Here is an 18005-nt window from a genome sequence, read left to right as displayed (position 1 = left end):
TCACGCGTAGTCGATGCCGTCGTCGCTCTCGGCGGCCATCTGGCGGAACGGCTCGCTCTCCTCGCTCTCGAGCCACGCGCGCGCGTGCTCCAGCAGAACGGCGGGAGAATCCTCGGCCTCCGCCGCGGTCGCGAACGGTCCGAGCGTGTCCTCCGACGGACGCTCGTCCGCGCGCTGGACGGACTGGGTGCTCAGGTTGTACCAGTAGGGCTGCGACCCGCTCATCGGCTCTGTGCTCCGTTCATCTTGTCGATTGTATGCGCCGGCGGTGCGCGGCGCCTGCAAAGAGAGAGGTCGTGACGTCGGTGCTCACACCGACGTCACGACCTCTCGGGGTGCGTGGGCTCAGGCGCCGCCGGCCAGCTGCGCGTCCGTGTCGCGGATCGCGTCGGCCATGCGGTCGAGGGCCTGCGCCATGTCGTTGACGGCCTCAGCCGCGTCGTCCAGGGACGTCGTGAGCTCCTCGTACGCGGAGGAGTACGCCTCCGACGCGTTCTCGGTCTTGAAGCCGTCCTGCACGAGGTCGTCGATGACGCCCTGCAGCTCCTTGAGGGTGTCCGTGACAGAGCTGCGTCCGTCGCGCAGACGCGCGGCCGCGCTCTCCATCTCGCTGTACGTTGCACCAAAATCGTGGGCCATGAGATCCGCCTCCAGCTTTCTTCGTCTTCAGGCCGCTCGGCCTCTTTACACATGAGGTTAGCTGGCGATGCCCCCCGGTCAAATGGGGAGCGCTACCCATGAACCCCTACCCATTCGCCGGGGCGTCCGGCACGAACGGCATCTGCATCGTGACCGTACGCCCGGCCTGCACGAAGATGCCGCGACCCGCGGGGAAGTCCGAGCGCTTCACGCGACCGAACGGCGTCTTGAAGATGCCGTCGCCGTCGTACGTGTCCGGCTTGAGCACGATTCCCTGCCGGCCGGCCTTCCATTCGCCGAGCACGCCGATGCTGCCGCTGGCGCGACTGACCTCGGCGTCGCCGATCAGCATGTGGTCGCTGTTGTTCATGGCCTGCAGCAGCGCCCGCATGGGACGATCCGCCGGCCCGTCGGAGAGGTGCGGGATGTCCTCGATCACGATGAGGATGCGCCCGCCGGGGTCCTCGCTGACGACGAGCTCGACCAGCTCCGCGGCGAGCTCTTTCTCGTCCTCGGGGCGCGTGGCGCTGCGCACCCAGGGCCGGAAGTCCTTGAGCTCGGAGCGCCGGCTGCCGAAGTGATACATCTGCACCTTCGGGTTGAACCGCTCCATGGCGATGACGAGCGCCTTGAGCGCGTTCGTCCGACCCGAGGCGGGAGGCCCGGTGATGACGAAGGAGCCGAGCGGCTCGAACCCGCGCGGCGCCAGAGTGTCGTCCGCGACGCCGAAAACCGGCATCCCGTCCACCTGGGCGGGCATGTCGGAGACCGGCACCATCGTCGGCAGTGCGCCGATCTCGGGCAGGTCCCGGACCCCCTGGGCGCGCAGGCTGTCGCCGAGCGCTCCAAGCGCCTTGGTCTGCTCGACCACGTTCGGCGTCCCTCCGAGGACGGCGATCTGCGCCTCGTGCCCGTCGATCACCGCGCGCCCCGGTGCGGACTGCTCGTCCAGCACGTCGCGCGGCGCGCCCAGCAACATGTACTGGCTGGCATCGCCCATGCGCAGGACGACACGACGCGGGATGTTCGCCGCGACCGCGCTGGGCACCGCGTTGCCGCGGTCCGCCGTGATCACCGCGTGCACGCCGAGCGTGCGGCCCTCGCCGAGGATCCGCATGAAGTGACGGTAGAACGGGCTGCGTCCCGGAGACACCTCCCAGTCCTTCTTGAACTCGGGATAGTTGTCGATCAGCAGCAGGATGCGCGGCATGTTCGGGTCCGCGAGCTCGCGGTACTCCTGCACGGATGCGGCGCTGGCCGCCGAGAAGGCCGCCGCCCGGCGATCCATCTCCCCGTCGAGCGTGCGCAGCAGACGCTGGATGCGCTCGACGTCGCCGCCGTCCACGACCGATCCGACGTGCGGCAGGGTCGACAGCGCGCCGAGCGCGCCGGTGGCGAAGTCGAGGCAGTACACCTGCACGCGTCCGAGGTCGGGACGCATGCCTGCTGCGGTGCCGATCGTCTTGAGGACGGTCGACTTGCCGGAGCCGGATGTTCCGTAGACCACCATCGACCCGTCCCGGTCAGGGACGAACGCCGCCGCCTCCTGCAGCTGCTTCTCCGGGACATCCAGCAGGGCGATCGGGATGCGCGTGTCCCCCTCGTTGGGCAGATCGCGCAGGTCCACGACGGTCGCCAGGTCGTCGAGCCACGGCCGGCGCGGCGCGGGGAGGCCGGCGACGTCCGCGGCGCGGATGAGCGTCGAAACGATCCGCTTCTGGTCGTTCGGACCGAGATCCTCCTCGTGCGAATCCGATTCGGCGGGGCGGTCGGGCTCCCACTCCGCGGTGGCGCCGAAGCGGAGCTCGGCGACGCGGACGTCCGCCACGGCGGCCTCGTCGTCGGCCGTCCAGCCGCCGGCGTAGGCGGACTGGAAGGGCACGAGACGACCGGGTCCGGTCTTGGCGATGGCACGACCGGGGATCGCCGCCGAGAACGTGGACGCGATCGCGTCGTCGACCACGTCTCGGGAATCGGCCTCGTCCGCCATGCGCAGGGCGATGCGCAGGTTCGTGTTCGCGCGCAGGTTGTCCTTGATGACGCCGGCCGGGCGCTGCGTCGCCATGATCAGGTGGATGCCGAGCGAGCGGCCTCGCTGGGCGATGTCGACGACGCCGTCGACGAACTCCGGCATCTCCGACGCCAGCGCCGCGAACTCGTCGATCACCAGGACCAGCGCAGGCGGGCACTCCGGGTCCTGCCGCTTCTCGAGTTCGAGCAGGTCCTTGGCCTTCTTGCGGTTGAGAAGGTGCTCGCGGTGCTGGAGCTCCGCGCGCAGGCTCGTCAGGGCGCGACGCACGAGATGCGGGCTCAGGTCCGTCACCAGTCCCACGCAGTGCGGCAGCTCGACGCAGTCGGCGAACGCGGAGCCGCCCTTGTAGTCGACGAACAGGAACGTGACGCGGTCGGGGCTGTGCGCCGCCGCCATGCCGAGCACCCAGGCCTGCAGGAACTCCGACTTTCCGGCACCGGTCGTACCTCCGACGAGGGCGTGCGGTCCCTGCATCCGCAGATCCAGAGCCATGGCGTCGCTCGCGCCCTGGCCGATGATCGCCCGGAGCGTGCCCGCCTTCTTGAGGCGCGGCCTCGGCGCCGGGGTGCGGTCGACGATCGTGTTGTTCTGCCGCCAGCGCTCGATCACGACGCGGGGGTCCTCGGCGATCGCGGGATCGACGAGCTGGAGGAACATCACCGAGTTGGGGATGTCCGAGGCGTCGTGCACGACGGTGCTGGCGTCCACCACGGGCGCGAGCCGGCGCGCGAGCATGTGCATGTACGCATTGGACACGCCCTCGACGCGGGTGTGCTCGAAGTTCTCGCCGTTGCGCACCAGACCCACGTGCGCGTCTTCGAGGCCGGCTGTGACGTCGATGTAGCTGCGGCACACGGCCGGCAGCGACTCGACCGTGGGCGAGACGAAGACCGCGTGGACCCCGTGATCCGCACCGCGCTCGAGCACGTCGGTGAGGCGACCGCGATCGACCGGCGCGTCGGCCGTCACGAACACGATGACCGAGACAGGCGGCGTCTTCTGATGGTCACCGGCGGCGCGCGACACGTCAGTGCCGTACAGCAGCGGGTTCCAGTCCTCCTTGAACGGACCGCGCGGCTCTCCGCCCGGTCCGTCGCCTGCGGCGCGGCGCACGTACTCCTCGAGGGAGCTGAGCAGCGCCGCCCCCGTCGGAGCCGAATCCGCCAGTGCCATGTCGCGGAAGGGGCTCTTCTCGCTGGACGTGTGCGGCATCCACTTCAGCCAGTCCAGCTCCGGCGTCCAGGCCGAGTCGGCGAAGGCGACGGCCACGACGTCATTGGGCGCGTGCAGGCCGAACAGTTGGACGGCGATGCCGCGCATCGTGTCGGCGACGGGGCCCTGCGGCCCCGCGATCCCGATCGAGCCCGCATCGGCCAGGGTGTCGAACACCGGGACGTCGTCGACGAAGGCATAGCGTTCGCGCAGGCGGTCGACGCGATCGATGAACTCCGGCAGACCCTCAGGCGTCTCGGCGTCGTCGATCGTGTTGCGCGCCGGGAGGCGGCAGGACCCCAGCCGCAGGCCGAGGAAGTTCCAGTGCTCCGGGCGCCTCGTCCAGAGCATCGGGCCCAGCCGCATCGCGTGGTCGAAGATCTCGGCCACCGGCGGCGCCTCTTCGTTGCGCGCGCGCTCCTCCTCGGGCTTGCCCCGGAAGAAGTCCTCTTCGAGCTGCTCGAACTGCCGCTCGAAGAGGAGGAACTCGTGGTTCGAGCTCTTCTTGCTCTGCACGGCCTGGTTGATGATGTTTCCGAACGCCATGAGCGGGGTCATGACGATCATGAGCAGCGACCGCGGGTTCTCGTTCAGCGCGTACAGCGCCAATCCCATGAGGATCGGCGCTACGAGGATCGGCCAGGGGAACATCTTGCCGATCTTCTCGGCCGGCAGGCGCGGCGGCTTGAAGTTCGTCCCGGGGTAGCGCACCTCCACGCGAGGGCTGCGGTTGAAGAGCAGGCCGCCGCCGCGTTCGATGATCGGGTCCTCCACGGCCGACCCGTCGAACGACCGCGCCAGGCGCAGCACGAGGGTCGTGCCTCCGATGACGAACGGCTCGCCCTCCTCGACCCGCACGCGCTGCACCGCCATGCCGTCCACGAGCACGCCGTTCGCCGAGTTCAGGTCGACGACCTCGATGTGCGCACCCACCTCGAGCCGGGCGTGGCGCTTGGAGACCATCGGGTCGGCCAGCACGACGTCATTGTCCGCCTCACGACCCAGGAAAACGTGCCCGGATCTGATCGGGAACTCCTGACCGGCGAGCGTCCCCGCCGTCGCGACCAGGACGCCTGCGACGTCCCGGCGGTCGGCCGAGGCGTAGTCGGGGCCGTAGTTCACGATGGATGCCGCGAAGCCGGACCCCACCGCAGCCTCGCCGATCGGGACGTCCGGCTGCAGCGGCACGAGGCGCTCACCGGTCGGAGGTGCGACGGCGAGCGTGAGCACGTCCCCCTCGGCGAACGCGACGGATCGGGTCGGGTCGGCCTCGGCGACGTGGCGGGCCACGTCGCCGGCGGTGGCCGTCGAGTCCGTCGTGATCACGATGTCGACGGGATCGCCCGCCGCTCGATGCAGGGTCAGCTTCAGTCTCATGCGTCTTCCTCGATGTCGCGGCGCCCGCGGGCCGTCCTCTGCGTGCTCACGCTCACACCCGGATCACGGCGGCCACGCGGTCGCCGAGCCGGATCATGTCGCCCTCGGTCGTCATGACCGGCGCCCCGGCCGTGACGGCGTACTCGGTGCCCGCCCTGACCAGCCCGGATCCGTTCGTGGAGCCGCAGTCGACGATCTCGAGTCCCCCCTCGGCGGGCCGCACCAGCAGATGCGTCTTCGAGAGGGACCGGCTGTCGTCGGCGAGCGCGACGGGTCGCGCTCCGGGATGCCCCGCCGCGTCGGGATTGCGCCCCAGCAGGACGGGCTCGGAGACCAGGATGCTCTCGCCGCTGTCGAGGCGCAGACCGAAGCGGGCCGCGGGAGCGCGACGCGGCTCGGCCGGCGGCGGGGTCGGTCGTGCGGCGGGTGATGCCGTCTGGACCGCCGGCACCGCAGCCGGCTCGGGGGCCGTCGGCTGGGCACGCACAGGTGCCGGAGCGGGCTGCGCCGGGGCCTGCGGCTGCACGACGGCCTGCGGTTGCGGGGCGGGCTGCTGTGCCGGGGCGGGCTGCGCGGGGGCTTGCGGTTGCGGGTCCGCCGGCGGTGCGGGGTTCTTCGGGACCGCGGCCGCGGACACCGGAGCAGCCGGCGTCGGCATCGCCGGCGCGTACGGGAATCCGGCGGGCGCCGTGCCGGTGAGGCTCTCGCGCGCCCCCCGATACCCGCCGAGCACGGGCTTGCCCGTCTCGATCGGCGCCGGAGCGGCGGCCGAAGCCTGCGGCAGGCCGACGGCCGGACGCTCGTCGGATCGATGCGGCCGCGCGACGCCGAGCACGCCCGCGCTGATCCGATTCCCCGGCCGGTAGGCGGGCTGCGGGCCGGGACCCACCGGAGTGGCCAGCGACGGCAGCTCCGACCGCTCGGGGGTGGGATCGGCCTTCACGACCTTGCGGGCGACGCGCATCCGCTTCTCGTCGTACGGGTTCAGCCCCTTGCGCACGTCCACGAGCCAGACCTTCGTCGCCTTGTCGTGCCAGCCGCGGCCGCGGCCCTCCGGGTCGAAGGTCGGCGAGGCGAGGAACGCCGCAGGGCCGATGACGGGCACCAGGCCCGAGGCCCACACGATGATCAGGCGCAGAAGCACCTGCCCGACTCCGGGGCGCTCGAGCGTTCGCACGTTCACGCTCCGGATGCCGGTGATCGCCTTGCCGATCGTGAGGCCCTTGCGTCCGTGGAGGACCAGCTGCACGACGGAGTAGATCAGCGTGAGTCCGACCGTGACGGCGGCCATGGCGACGCTGAGCCCGAACCCCGGGTGGTTGAGGAAGCCGTAGGGCGAGATGGATCCCGTCGCGAGCTTGAGCACCAGCGGCATCGCGCCGAGCCACAGCGGCAGCTGCAGCAGCAGCCACAGTCCGAGGTCGCACACCAGCGCGAGCGCGCGGCGGCCGAACGGCGCGGACAGCAGTCCGAGCGCCGCGGCATATGCGGGGTCCGGACGTCCGGCCGCGTCGAGGCCCTCGATCGTCGGCCTGCTGTCGTCGATCTCCCAGATCATGCCGTCGGATGCCCTCCCCCGCGCTCATCTCGCCGTCTGCGGCCGAGGTCAAGAATACTGAGTCGTGTCATGTCGAATCGCTTGTCGCTGCGGCCCCTGCGGGCCCGCCCGGTCAGTCGATGCATCCCCGGACGGGTTCGGACGATCGTCCTCCCGTGCGCACCAGAGTGACGTCTATGCAGACCTCGCCCTCGCCCTCCGGCGTGAACGTCACGGTCGGCTCCTGTGCCTTCTCCGAGCTCGTCTCGCCCGACAGCACGACCTGCTGCCAGATGTAGTAGTCGCCGTCCTGCTCGTCGGGGTTGGCCCAGGTGAAGGTCACCTCGGACCCGCTGCGCTCCCCGGCGAGGTCGGTGACCTGCGGGATGATGCTTCCCACGACGTCCTGCGGGTCGACGACGTCCGTGGTCTCCTCCGGCTCCGGAGCGGCGTTGAGCGAGTTCGCCGCGAGCGTGATCCCGGCGACGCCGCCCGCGATGATCACGACCGCCGCGGCGATCCCGCCGATGACGAGGCCGATCCGGCGGCGCGGTTTCTGCTCGGCGTCCACTGCGGCCTCGGGTGCCGCGGCCGACGGGGCGGCCGGTGCGGGAGAGGCCGGATTCAGCACGCGCGGCGGACGCAGCAGAGTGCGGTCGTCGTCCGCGCCGGCGGCGGGAGCCGCCGCGCCCGAAGGCGGGCGGATCACGGTCTCGTCCACCGCGGCCGTCCCGGCGGAGGGCAGGTCGAACACCGGGATCTCGGACGCCGGTGTCGGTGCGGGCGTGCCCAGCGGACCGGCGGCGAACGGCTGCGTCAGCGCGGAGGGCCGAGTCGACCCGGCATCCGGATCGATGCTGACGACCTCGCGGACCCTGGTCAGGCCGTCGTCGTCATCCTCGATCTGCTCGATCGGGTGATCGTCGACGATGTCGATCGGCGTCACCGAGTGCGACAGCTCGATCTGCACCTTCTGCAGCGCCCGCGCGAACGCGACGGCACTCGGATAGCGGTCGGCCGGGTTCTTCGCCATCGCCCGCTCCAGCACGCGCTGCAGGCTCGCCGGGGAGTCGGGTCGCCCGATCGGCGGCAGCGACACCCGCTCGATGCGCTCGATCAGGTCGGCACTGGAGTTGCGCTCCCCGGGGCGCTCGAACGGCGAACGCCGAGCCAGCAGCGTGTACAGCGTGGCGCCGAGGGCCCACACGTCGGAACGGGTGCCGCTCTGCGGCGGGTCCCCGAACGACTCGGGCGGAGACCAGGGGATCGACATGCCGGTCGCCTCGGTGATCGCCCCCGTCGTCGACGCGATGCCGAAGTCCGTCAGGGCCGGACGGTTGTACTCCGTGACGAGGATGTTCGCCGGCTTGATGTCTCGGTGGAGCACCCCGGCGCGATGCGCCGTCTCCACGGCCCCGGCGACCTGGATGCCGACGCGCAGCGCCTCGGCGACCGAGAACGCCTCCTTGCGGGCGCGCAGCTGCAGGTTCGGGCGCGGGCAGTACTCCATGACCAGGTACGGCCGGCCGTCGCCGGCGACACCCGCCTGATAGATGGTGACGATCGCGGGATGCGTGGACAGCATCGCCATGACGTTCGCCTCGTCGGTGAACTCCTGGGCGGAGCCGCTCGCGATGCGGTCGGCGAGCAGCACCTTGACGGCCACCCGCCGGCGGGGCATCTGCTGCTCGTACAGGAAGACGTCCGCGAATCCGCCGGTCCCCAGCGGCTCCACGTAGGTGAAGCCGGGCAGCTCGGGCGGCGGAGAGGGGGGCCTGCTCACGGGAGGTCCTCGAAGGCGACGGTCACGCCGTCGCCGAGATCGATCACGTCTCCGGACAGCACGAGGGTCTGCTCCCCCGGGTGCAGGCGCACCGGGTCCGCACCGGGACGCAGCAGCGTCGAGCCGTTCGTCGTGTGCAGATCGATCACCACGACGGTGTCGCCCTCGGGCCGGATCTCCAGGTGGCTGCGGGAGATGTCCTGCTGCGGGCTCTCGACCGCGATCAGGTGAGGAAGACTCGCGCCGCTCGCGCGCGGCGCGCGCGGCCGGCGGCCGATGACGACCGTGCGGTCGAGGGCCACGACCTGACCGGTGGACACCCGGATCCGTCCGCCGCCGACGGCGGGCATCAGCGCGGTCGCGGCCTCGGGCTCGATCTGCGGGACCGGCGGGAGGTCGCCGCGCAGGGCGCGCGCCTCGGCGACCGAGATCGTCGCGCCGTCATGGTCGCCGGCCACCGGAGGCGCGGGCGGAGCCGACGGCACGGAATGCACGGTGTCGCCGAACAGCTGCTGGAACTCGTCGAAGTCGCTGCCCAGGGTCTGCTCGGCCGGGATGAGCGTCTGATCGCTCACGACGTCGTCGGACGCCTCGGCAGGGGCCGCGGGATCGACGTCGATGGCCGCTGTCGCGGCATCCGCGGAGGTCTCCTCGGGCTGGTCGCTCTCGACAGCGGCCTCCTCGGATTCGACAGCGGCCTCCTCGTCGGACTCCTCGGTCCCGGCATCCGTCCCGTCGACCTCTTCCAGCGCGTCGGTCTCCTCGGCCGTCGCGTCCTCGGGCGCCGACGGGGCCTCGGTCGTCACCGGCGCAGGGAGGGGCACGACCGGAGGAGGCGGGACCGCCGCCGCGAAGGCGGGTGCGGCCGCCGCTTCCGCGGCAGGCGCGGGCTCGACCTCAGGCGCCGCGCCGCCCGCGGCTGCCTCCACCGCAGACCCGTCGCCGGGTTCGAGGTCCGCCGAGACCTCGGCCGCACGGACGATTCCGCCCAGGACCGGCAACTCCGCCTCGCCCGCATCCGCCGCCAGCCTCAGCACGACCCGGTCAGCGCCCGGGATGAAGCGCTCGCTCCAGGTCGTCACGTCGGCGCCGGAGAGGGTCTGGAGCCCATCGGAACCCGTGACCTCGGCGACGATGTCGCCGCGGACGGCGACCCGGGCGTTCGCCCCCTCGCGCACGGCGGCCACGAACGGGGGCATCGCGGTGAACGATCCTCCTGCGCTGTCGGTGATGGCGTCGACGACCGCGGCCAGCGTCCGCTCGTCGTTCAGGCGCTCCCACAGGGTCGAGACCAGTGCGTGCGGGACCTCGGGCGGCAGTGCGACGAGCGCCCCAGGGACGACGAGTGCGTTCCAGGACCCTGGTCGGTAGTTCGTCTGCATCAGCGAATCCCTCCTGCTGCGGCTTCCCTCGGTCGGGTGTCGGCATCGATGTCGTCGTCCGCCTGCAGCGGACGCCCCGGCTTCGAGGCGACCAGTACGGCATCGGCGACCACGACGGTCACGTTGTCCCGTCCCCCGGCTCTGACGGCCTCGTCCACGAGGAGGTCGGCGGCGGTCTGAGGGTCCGGCTCCGTCGACAGCACCTCGCGGATGCGCGCGTCGTCGAGCTCCGACGACAGCCCGTCCGAGCAGACCAGCATCCGGTCGCCCAGTTCGGCGGGGAACATCCAGTAGTCCGCCTCGCCGGTGCTGCCGGCTCCGATGGCGCGGGTGATGATGTTGCGACGGTGATCGGTCGCGGCGTCCTCGGCGGTCAGCTCTCCGGAGTCGATCAGCTCCTGGACGACCGAATGGTCGACGCTGATCTGCTCCAGCTCCCCACCGGAGAGCCGGTAGGTGCGGGAGTCGCCGATGTTCAGCGCCAGCCAGTAGCCCATGCCGTCCACCGAGGCGATGACGGCCCCGCTGAGCGTCGTCCCGGCGCGTCCGTTCCCGGAGGTCGACAGCGCCTCGACCGCGTCGCGTGCCCGGCTGAGCGCCGTGCGGACGTCGTCCAGGGTCAGGTCCGGTCGACCGATGAAGCGCGAGAACTCCTCGATGACCGCGGCGCTGGCGACCTCGCCCGCCTCGTGTCCGCCCATGCCGTCCGCCACCAGGAACACGGGGGCGCTCGCCAGCAGCGAGTCCTCGTTGAGCGGGCGGCGGTTGCCCGGATGGGTCGCGGACCCGGTCGACACGATGAGGGACGGGATCATTCGTAGCCCCCGACCGTGACGATGCGGTCTCCGATCGAGATCACGTCGCCGAGTTTGATGCTCACGCGCTCGCCCGGGGTGCAGGTGATCTCGACCCCGTCGCGGATGATCGTGGTGCCGTTGGTCGAGTTGCGGTCCATCAGCCATCCGCCCGAGGTGTCCGCCGCCGCCTCGAAATGGGTCTTCGAGAGCGAAAGGGTCTCATCGCGCACGGGGACGATGACGGCGCCCTCCTCCGAGGCCGGATTGCGGCCGAAGACGGTGCGGCGCGACACCGAGACGCGGGCCCCGTCGTCCCAGGTGAACACGAGCCGGTGGCCGGGGATGCTGATCCGGGTCTGTTCGACGTCGTCGTCCTCGGCGGGCGTGATAGCCGCCGCGGCGGGCGTCTGCACGGAAGTCCCGGATGCCGGGACGGGCGTCTCGGCGGTCTCGGGCGCGGCAGCTGCTGCCTCCTCCTCGAACGGCGCTTCGGCCGGCGCCGCCGGCGCGGGGCGGAGCGGAGCGTCCTGCGTGATGCCGGGCACGAACGCGATGAGGGACGAGTCCGCAGGCAACTGAGGCGCGGGCTCGGGCGTCACGGGCAGCGGCGGACGCGGCGGGACGATCGTCTCGTCCAGGGCGCTCGACGAGAGATCCGGAGCGGCCGGTGCCGTTTCGGGCAGCGGCGGCGCGGGAGCGGCGAACGACGGCTGTGCCGGGGCCGGGTTCCCGAACGGCAGAGCCGGTGCGGGCGACTGCGGGAACGGCTGGCCCGCGGGCTGCTGCGGCAACGGCTGGCCCGCCGGCGGCGCGGGGTACCCCGGGGACAGCGGGGGCTGCCCGCCGAAGCCACCGGCCTCGGGCACCGGAGGCAGCGGCATGGCCTGCGTCACCGGGGCGGTCGGCGCGGAGACCCGCGCATCGATCACGAGCGTCTTCGCCACTTTGTCGTGCCACCCCTGGTAGCGGCCGGTGCCGTCGAAGAGCGGGGTGAAGTAGCCGACCACGATCGAACCGGCCAGCCAGAAGATCACGTTGCGCAGCAGTGCGCGGCCGAATCCGATCGAGTCGCCGGTCGCGGCATCCACCAGGCGCACGCCCTGGGCGCGCATGCCGATGGAGCCGGCGCCGACCTGCATGTACGTGTAGACCAGCAGCCAGCCGATCTCCAACGCGACGACGACCGGGGCGCCGATCGCGAGGACCAGCAGCATGCCCTCGACGCTGCCGCTGAGCACCGCGATGGTGACGAGGATGCCGCTCAGCACGATCGCGAGACCGGCGGCGATGAGGGCGTCGAGCACGTACGCCACGGCGCGTCGGGAGATCGGGGCGATCTGCCCGAAGGGAAGCATCGTCATGCGCTCTCGCTCTCGGATGTCGGGGAACTGTTCTTGTCGATGGTGCCAGGTTCTCGCCGAACGCGCGCGGTCGCGGCATCCTTCAATCCCTGGAAGCGTTCGGCCAGCGACGAATCCTTGAGCAGCGAGCGCAGGCTCAGCCGGGCCTTCAGGCGCGTGAAGAAGCCGGCATCTCTGCTGAGCCCCCCGACGATGCCGTCGACCTCTGCCCAGAACGCGTCCACCTGCTCGGGCGTCGGCTCGCTCGGTCCGAACACCTCGGCATCGGCCCGCTGGGCGAGCACGGTCACCGCGGGCACCGTGAGGGCCTCGACGACCTGCCCCGCCTCCTCGGCACGCGTGGCCCCAGGGGTGATCCGCGCGCCGTAGTCGACGGCGCGGTCGGTGAGCTCGTCCCATCCGCCGCTGATCCGGTCGGCGGTGCGCTCCGCCGCGCGTCGCGCACGACGACGGGCGGCCTTCCATGCGCCGATCACGATGAACGGCGACGCGAGAAGGGCGATGATGCCGAGCGAGATGCCGCCGATCGCGAGGATCGTGCCGATGAGGCCGGCGAGGTTGAAGTCGTCCTCCTCCGCCTCGCGGTCGTCCGGAAGCGTCGGGGGCAGATCCACCGGCTCCTGCGGCGGGGGCGGCGGCTGCAGCACCTGCGGCTTGGGGTCGGCGCGCGGTTTGGTGTTCTGGTCGTTCGGGACCTTGTCCTCGGGCGGCGTGGGGTCGAAGGCGACCCAGCCGTGGCCTGCGAAGTTGACCTCGACCCAGGCGTGCAGGTCATCCCCGCTCGCCGCGAACGTCGCCGACGCTGCGTCCTCCTCGTCTGGGTAGAACCCCATGACGACACGGGCGGGGATGTCGAGCTCCCGCGCGAGAAGCGCCATGGCGACCGCGTACTGCTCGTCGTCGCCGATCATCTGGTCGCCGCCGATCAGCGTCGAGATCCGCTCGGAGGTGTGCCCGGCGCGGGAGATGACCTCGCCCTCCAGACCGTGACTGAAGAAGCCGCCTTCGGCGAGGAAGGTCTCGAGCGCCGCGACCTTCTCGATCGGCGTCTCGGCGTCCTCGGTCGTCTCGGCGGCGAGGGTCGTCAGCTCTTCGGGCACGTTGCTCTGCTTGGGCATCGAGATCTCGCCGAACTCGGCTTCGGCGAGATCCTCGTCCTTACGCTCGGCCGGCAGCGTGGTCTCGATCGTGTAGGTGTCCCCTTCGGTCAGCGGCACCGTCGAGATCGCGGTCGCGCTCGCCTCGTTGTAGTACGTCGCACGGCGGAGCTCCTCGGCGCGGCCGCCGGTGAAGTCGAGCTCGTTCACCTGCCCGGCGATCGGGATCCAGACCTCCTCGTACTCGCCGATCTCGAACTGCAGCGTCGCGCGCGCCCCCTCGGCGTCGACGGACATGTTGCCGCGCAACGGCGTGAACGCCCCCGACGAGCCGGTGCCGGCGTCCGAGACGTTGTACACCTGGCCGTTGAAGTCGTCCATCGCCGCGAGGCGGACGCGCGACCCCTCGGGCAGGCCCTTGACGGTGAAGAGCGTGTCCTCCAGGTGGTCGCGCACGATCTTGCGGTGGGACTGCAGCGGGCTGGGGTACTCGCGGATGTTGAACGGAGGGATGATGGTGTCGCGGAAGACATGGCGCGGGGCGGCCGGTTGCGCCACGGCGCTCGTGGCGACCCCGGCGCCGGTGGCGACGACGAGCACGGCGGCACCCGCCCCGATCCGCCGCCAGCGCATGTGAGCGGCGCGGGTCGGGTCGACCTCGCCGACCGAGACGGCGGCGTTCTGCGGTGCCCAGATCTGGCGCAGCGACAGCCAGCCGACGCTGACCAGCGCGAACACGGCGCCCTGCACGAGCGGCGCGGCGGGCGACGGCACGCCCAGGGCGATGCCGAACATCACGGCCGCACCGGCCGGGATCAGCGCCCAGCCCGCGTGGTTCAGTCGCAGCGCGAGGGACCCGGTGAGCACGCTCGCCGTGAGAAGGAGCAGGAACGGCACGAGGAGGTGGCCGTCCGACACCGCGACGGGAGCGACCGTGGTCAGCAGCTGCTTCCATGAGGTGATGGTGCCGACCGCGAGCCGCTGGAGCGTGTCGACGGTCGGGATGAAGCCCACGATCGTCGTGAAGGGCAGCGCCAGCGCGCCGCCGAAGACGAAGTAGGCCGCGATCGTGAGTCCGGCGATGATGAGGATGCCCCACCGCCGCCAGGCGCTCACGGCGGCGATGCCGAGCCCGAGGATGACCGCGCCGACGGCAGCGGGGAGATAGCTCGGCGAGGCGAAGGTGGGCCAGAACCCGACGACGGCGACCCCGAGCAGGAGCGCGGACGCCGTGAGGTCGATGAGGTAACGGCGCGGACTGATCGGCGTGGTCGCGGCGGTCATGCGAGCACCTTCTGCAGAGCGAGGGGCAGCTGTTCGAGCGCGGCCACGGTGACGACGTCGGCGTCGCCGATGCGGCGAAGAGTCGGATTCTCGGCGCGCAGGTCGACGACGATCGCCAGCGCCCGCGCCCCGAAGGGGACGCGCGAGCACGCCGCGCGGAGATCCTCGGTCGACGTCTTGGAGCCGGTCACGAGCACGACGAAGCTGGCGAGCGGCATGGTGGCGGCCATCACCCCGGCGAGCTCGGTGATGCCGCCCTCTTTGGGCTTGGAGAACTCGACCGTCGACAGGGAGTCCAGCAGCTGTTTGCCGGTGCCGGCCGGAAGATCCCGCCCCTGCACCCGCAGGTCGACGCGCTGCGAGTCGCGCAGGGCTCGCAGGCCGACCGAGCCCGCCATGGACACGGCGCGCTCGAACTCCTCGTCCTCGGCGTACTCCGCCGTGTTGCGGGACAGGCCGATTACGAAATGGGAGCGGCGGGTCTCCTCGAACTGCCGGACCATCATGACCCCGGTGCGCGCGGTCGAGCGCCAGTGCACGTGGCGCAGGTCGTCGCCGGGCTGGTACTCGAGCAGAGCGTGGAAGGACACGTCGTCACGGGAGAGGTCGGCGGCAGGCATCCCCTCGAGGTCGCGGAGGAATCCGAGCGACTGCCCGTCGAAGAGCACCGTCTTGGGGTGGACGTACAGGTCGACCGGCTCGTCGCGCCGGTGGGCCCGCTCGAACAGTCCGAGGGGGTCGCCTCGGACCACGCTGACCGGCCCGACCTTCACGACGCTGCGCTTCTGGGTCGGGATCGCGAACAGCTCCTCCGCCTGCTCCCCGGGGGCGAGGCGCTGGATGCCGAACTCGCCGCGACCCGAGCCCACCGGCAGAACGACGCGGGAGGGCAGGATGGCTCGCGTGCTGCGGTTCGCGAGGGTCAGCGCGCCGACCGCGCGCTCGCCCACGACCACACGGGTGCGGGCGAGGTCCAGGGCCACGTCGTACTCGGTGCGGCCGATGAGGAACAGCGCGCACAGCACCACGGTGACGCCGATGATGACGGCCGCGACGGCGAGCTCCCACCACCCGAACACCTGACCGACGATCCAGAGGCCGAGACCCAGGCCGATCAGGACCCAGGCCAGCGGCCGGATGGCCGCCAGGATCACTCGGAGACGCGCCCCGAGGCGCGTGCCGACGACCGCCGCGATGTCGCGCCAGCCGGCGTCGCGTCGGGTCGTCGGCGCCGCGGCCGGGAGGGTCTCCGAGGTCATCACGCCGCCGCTCGTGCCTGCGGAGCCGCCACGGAGTCCAGGACGCGGGAGATCACGACGTCGGCGGTCGTGCCGGCGAACTCCGCCTCGGCATCCAGCAGCAGACGGTGCTGCCAGACGGAGCGGGCCAGCGCCTTGATGTCGTCGGGCAGCACGTAGTGGCGCCCGTGGGCGGCGGCCCACACCTTCGCGATGCGGACCATGGCGATCGCGCCACGGACCGAGACGCCCAGCCGCACGCTGCCGTCGGCACGGGTCGCTTCGGTGAGCTCGGCGACGTAGCGCAGCACGGCGGGTTCGACATGGGCGGAGGCCGCCAGATCCGCCATGTCGGCGACGGCGCTGGTCGTGATGATCGCGGACAGGCTCGCCGACGGGTTGCGGTCGGATGCTCCGGCCAGGATGCTCTGGGTGACGTCGAGGTCGGGGTAGCCGATCGACGTCTTGATGAGGAAGCGGTCCAGCTGCGCCTCGGGGAGCTTGTAGGTTCCGGCCTGCTCGACGGGGTTCTGCGTGGCGATCACCAGGAACGGGCGCCCGGTCTCGTGCGTGACGCCGTCGACCGTGACCCGGGACTCCTCCATGACCTCGAGCAGGGCGGACTGCGTCTTCGGCGAGGCGCGGTTGATCTCGTCCGCCAGCACGATGGACGCGAAGATCGGTCCCTTGTGGAACTCGAACCGGTGCGCCTGCTGGTCGTAGATCGTGACGCCGGTCACATCGGACGGCAGCAGGTCCGGCGTGAACTGGATGCGGGCGCTCGTGCCCTGGACCGTGGCGGCGAGGGCCTTGGCGAGGCTGGTCTTGCCCGTGCCCGGTGCGTCCTCGAGGAGCACGTGGCCCTCGGCGAGCATCGAGGCGAGCACGAGGCTCACGATCTCGCGCTTGCCCTGGAGCGCCTTGTCGACGTTGTCGACGAGGCGATGGAAGGTGCCCTGGAACCAGGCTGCCTGTTCGGGGGTCATGGTCATGTGCGGGGTGTCCTTAGTCGTGGAGATGCGGGGATGCTGCGGGGCCGGGAACGGAGCTACCAGTCTCTGCGCTCGTACGCCTTGCCGTCGATGACGACCCAGACCTGGTGGGGCGGGTTCCTGAGCATGTCGCCGTGGTGGCAGTACAGATCGAAGGATGCGTTCGCGCCGAAGTTGTAGGTGTTCGTGCTCCACCCGTTGGGGAACGCCGAGCTATAGCAGCGGACCGTGTGCGAGCCGCCCGGGAACGTGCTGTTCGTGTTCAGGTGGAACTTGTGGCAGCCGTCCGCGCAGTCAGAGGATCCGACGTACGCGCCGTTGGTGACCCACGCGTTCGGCGGATCGGGCGGCGGGGGCGGATCGTTCGTCCGCGCAGAGGCGGTGCCGGATGCCGACCAGCCGGCCTTGTTGTGCACCTGCACCTCGATCGAGTGCGTCTTCGAGTACGCGGACCCGGTCGTCGTGGAGCCGTTCGCGCTGACCGACTGCCATCCGCCGCCGTTGATGCTGATCCGGGCACCGTCGGTCGATGCGCCGTTGTCCCCGTTGGGGCTCCAGGAGAACGTCACGGTCGTGCCGTTGTTCCTGGCCGTCACGTTCGGCTTCGGCGGGAGGCCGTACGGTGTCACGGCGGCGGACGCGGGAGACGGGTCGCTGGTGTACTGCACGCCGTCGACGGTCGTCACGGCCCGTATGCGCACCGTGTAGGAGGTGCCGTTGTTCAGGCCGTTGATCCTCGAACCGTCCCAGCTGGTGCTGCTCTGCCATCCCGCGCCGTTGAGGCTGTACTGGTACACGGTCTCCGACGCCGACGCGCCGTTGAGCTCCGCCGCGGTGAGCGTGTACGAGTTCTTGTTCACGATGAGGTGACGGTCGCCGTAGTCACTGATCGTCGGCCGTGAAGGGGCGTCGGGCTTGATCGCGGCGCGACGCGGCGCGGAGGCGGGACTGTAGTCGCCCCAGCCCGCCTTGTTCTCCGCGCGAACCTTATAGGTGTACGCGGTCGTCGACGTGTCGACGACGACGGCCTGCGAGGTCTTCCCCGCCGCGACGTCGATGGTCTGCACGACGCTGGACCCGTTGATCACCTGCAGCTGGTATCCGTCGATGGCATCGCCGTTGTCGTTCGGCGCGACCCAGCTGACCTGCATCTGCGCACGGTCGTCGACCGCGGTGAGAGATGACGTGGTGGGGGCTGCGGGTTGCAGAGGAGGCCCGGCCGGGACCTCGGGCAGCGACGGCTGACTCCAGCTCGACGGCTCCGGAGCCAGGTT

12 protein-coding genes are annotated in these 18005 nt (G+C 71.2%); all 12 read right to left on the bottom strand.

Going from position 1 to position 18005, the window contains the following annotated elements:
- Positions 1-225: a hypothetical protein gene (locus tag AC3RXZ_RS13750; protein WP_243231927.1), complete on the bottom strand. Its 225-nt coding sequence runs from the start codon at positions 223-225 to the stop codon at positions 1-3.
- 120 nt (positions 226-345) lie between these two features.
- Positions 346-639 (bottom strand): WXG100 family type VII secretion target, encoded by a 294-nt coding sequence (locus tag AC3RXZ_RS13745; protein ID WP_243231929.1) that lies wholly within the window; start codon positions 637-639, stop codon positions 346-348.
- 106 nt (positions 640-745) lie between these two features.
- A complete protein-coding gene (locus AC3RXZ_RS13740; protein WP_491494378.1) occupies positions 746-5260 on the bottom strand; it encodes a type VII secretion EssC family protein in 4515 nt (1504 codons plus the stop codon).
- Between the two features lie 52 nt (positions 5261-5312).
- Positions 5313-6818, bottom strand: coding sequence for an RDD family protein (locus AC3RXZ_RS13735; protein ID WP_491494377.1), 1506 nt, complete (start codon positions 6816-6818; stop codon positions 5313-5315).
- 112 nt (positions 6819-6930) lie between these two features.
- Positions 6931-8580 (bottom strand): serine/threonine-protein kinase, encoded by a 1650-nt coding sequence (locus AC3RXZ_RS13730; protein WP_491494376.1) that lies wholly within the window; start codon positions 8578-8580, stop codon positions 6931-6933.
- Complete coding sequence (locus AC3RXZ_RS13725; RefSeq protein ID WP_491494375.1) at positions 8577-9962, bottom strand: FHA domain-containing protein; 1386 nt, start codon at positions 9960-9962, stop codon at positions 8577-8579. Before AC3RXZ_RS13725 ends, AC3RXZ_RS13730 begins: the two co-directional genes overlap by 4 nt.
- On the bottom strand, positions 9962-10777 hold the full coding sequence (locus AC3RXZ_RS13720; RefSeq protein ID WP_491494374.1) for a PP2C family protein-serine/threonine phosphatase: 816 nt from the start codon (positions 10775-10777) through the stop codon (positions 9962-9964). Before AC3RXZ_RS13720 ends, AC3RXZ_RS13725 begins: the two co-directional genes overlap by 1 nt.
- Positions 10774-12120, bottom strand: a complete 1347-nt coding sequence (locus tag AC3RXZ_RS13715; RefSeq protein ID WP_491494373.1) for an RDD family protein — start codon at positions 12118-12120, stop codon at positions 10774-10776. The genes AC3RXZ_RS13720 and AC3RXZ_RS13715 overlap by 4 nt, the downstream gene beginning before the upstream one ends.
- On the bottom strand, positions 12117-14501 hold the full coding sequence (locus AC3RXZ_RS13710; protein ID WP_491494372.1) for a transglutaminase-like domain-containing protein: 2385 nt from the start codon (positions 14499-14501) through the stop codon (positions 12117-12119). The genes AC3RXZ_RS13715 and AC3RXZ_RS13710 overlap by 4 nt, the downstream gene beginning before the upstream one ends.
- Entirely contained in the window at positions 14498-15760 is a 1263-nt protein-coding gene (locus tag AC3RXZ_RS13705) for a DUF58 domain-containing protein (RefSeq protein ID WP_491494371.1), read from the bottom strand. The genes AC3RXZ_RS13710 and AC3RXZ_RS13705 overlap by 4 nt, the downstream gene beginning before the upstream one ends.
- A complete protein-coding gene (locus tag AC3RXZ_RS13700; RefSeq protein WP_243231951.1) occupies positions 15760-16731 on the bottom strand; it encodes an AAA family ATPase in 972 nt (323 codons plus the stop codon). Before AC3RXZ_RS13700 ends, AC3RXZ_RS13705 begins: the two co-directional genes overlap by 1 nt.
- A 56-nt stretch (positions 16732-16787) precedes the next feature.
- Positions 16788-18005, bottom strand: a 1218-nt coding sequence (locus AC3RXZ_RS13695; RefSeq protein ID WP_491494370.1) for a fibronectin type III domain-containing protein, incomplete at its 5' end; no start/stop codon positions are given.

Source organism: Microbacterium cucumeris, from assembly GCF_058349845.2.
The sequence above is the reverse complement of the archived record's forward strand: the minus strand, read 5'-3'. Positions and strand labels throughout refer to the sequence as shown.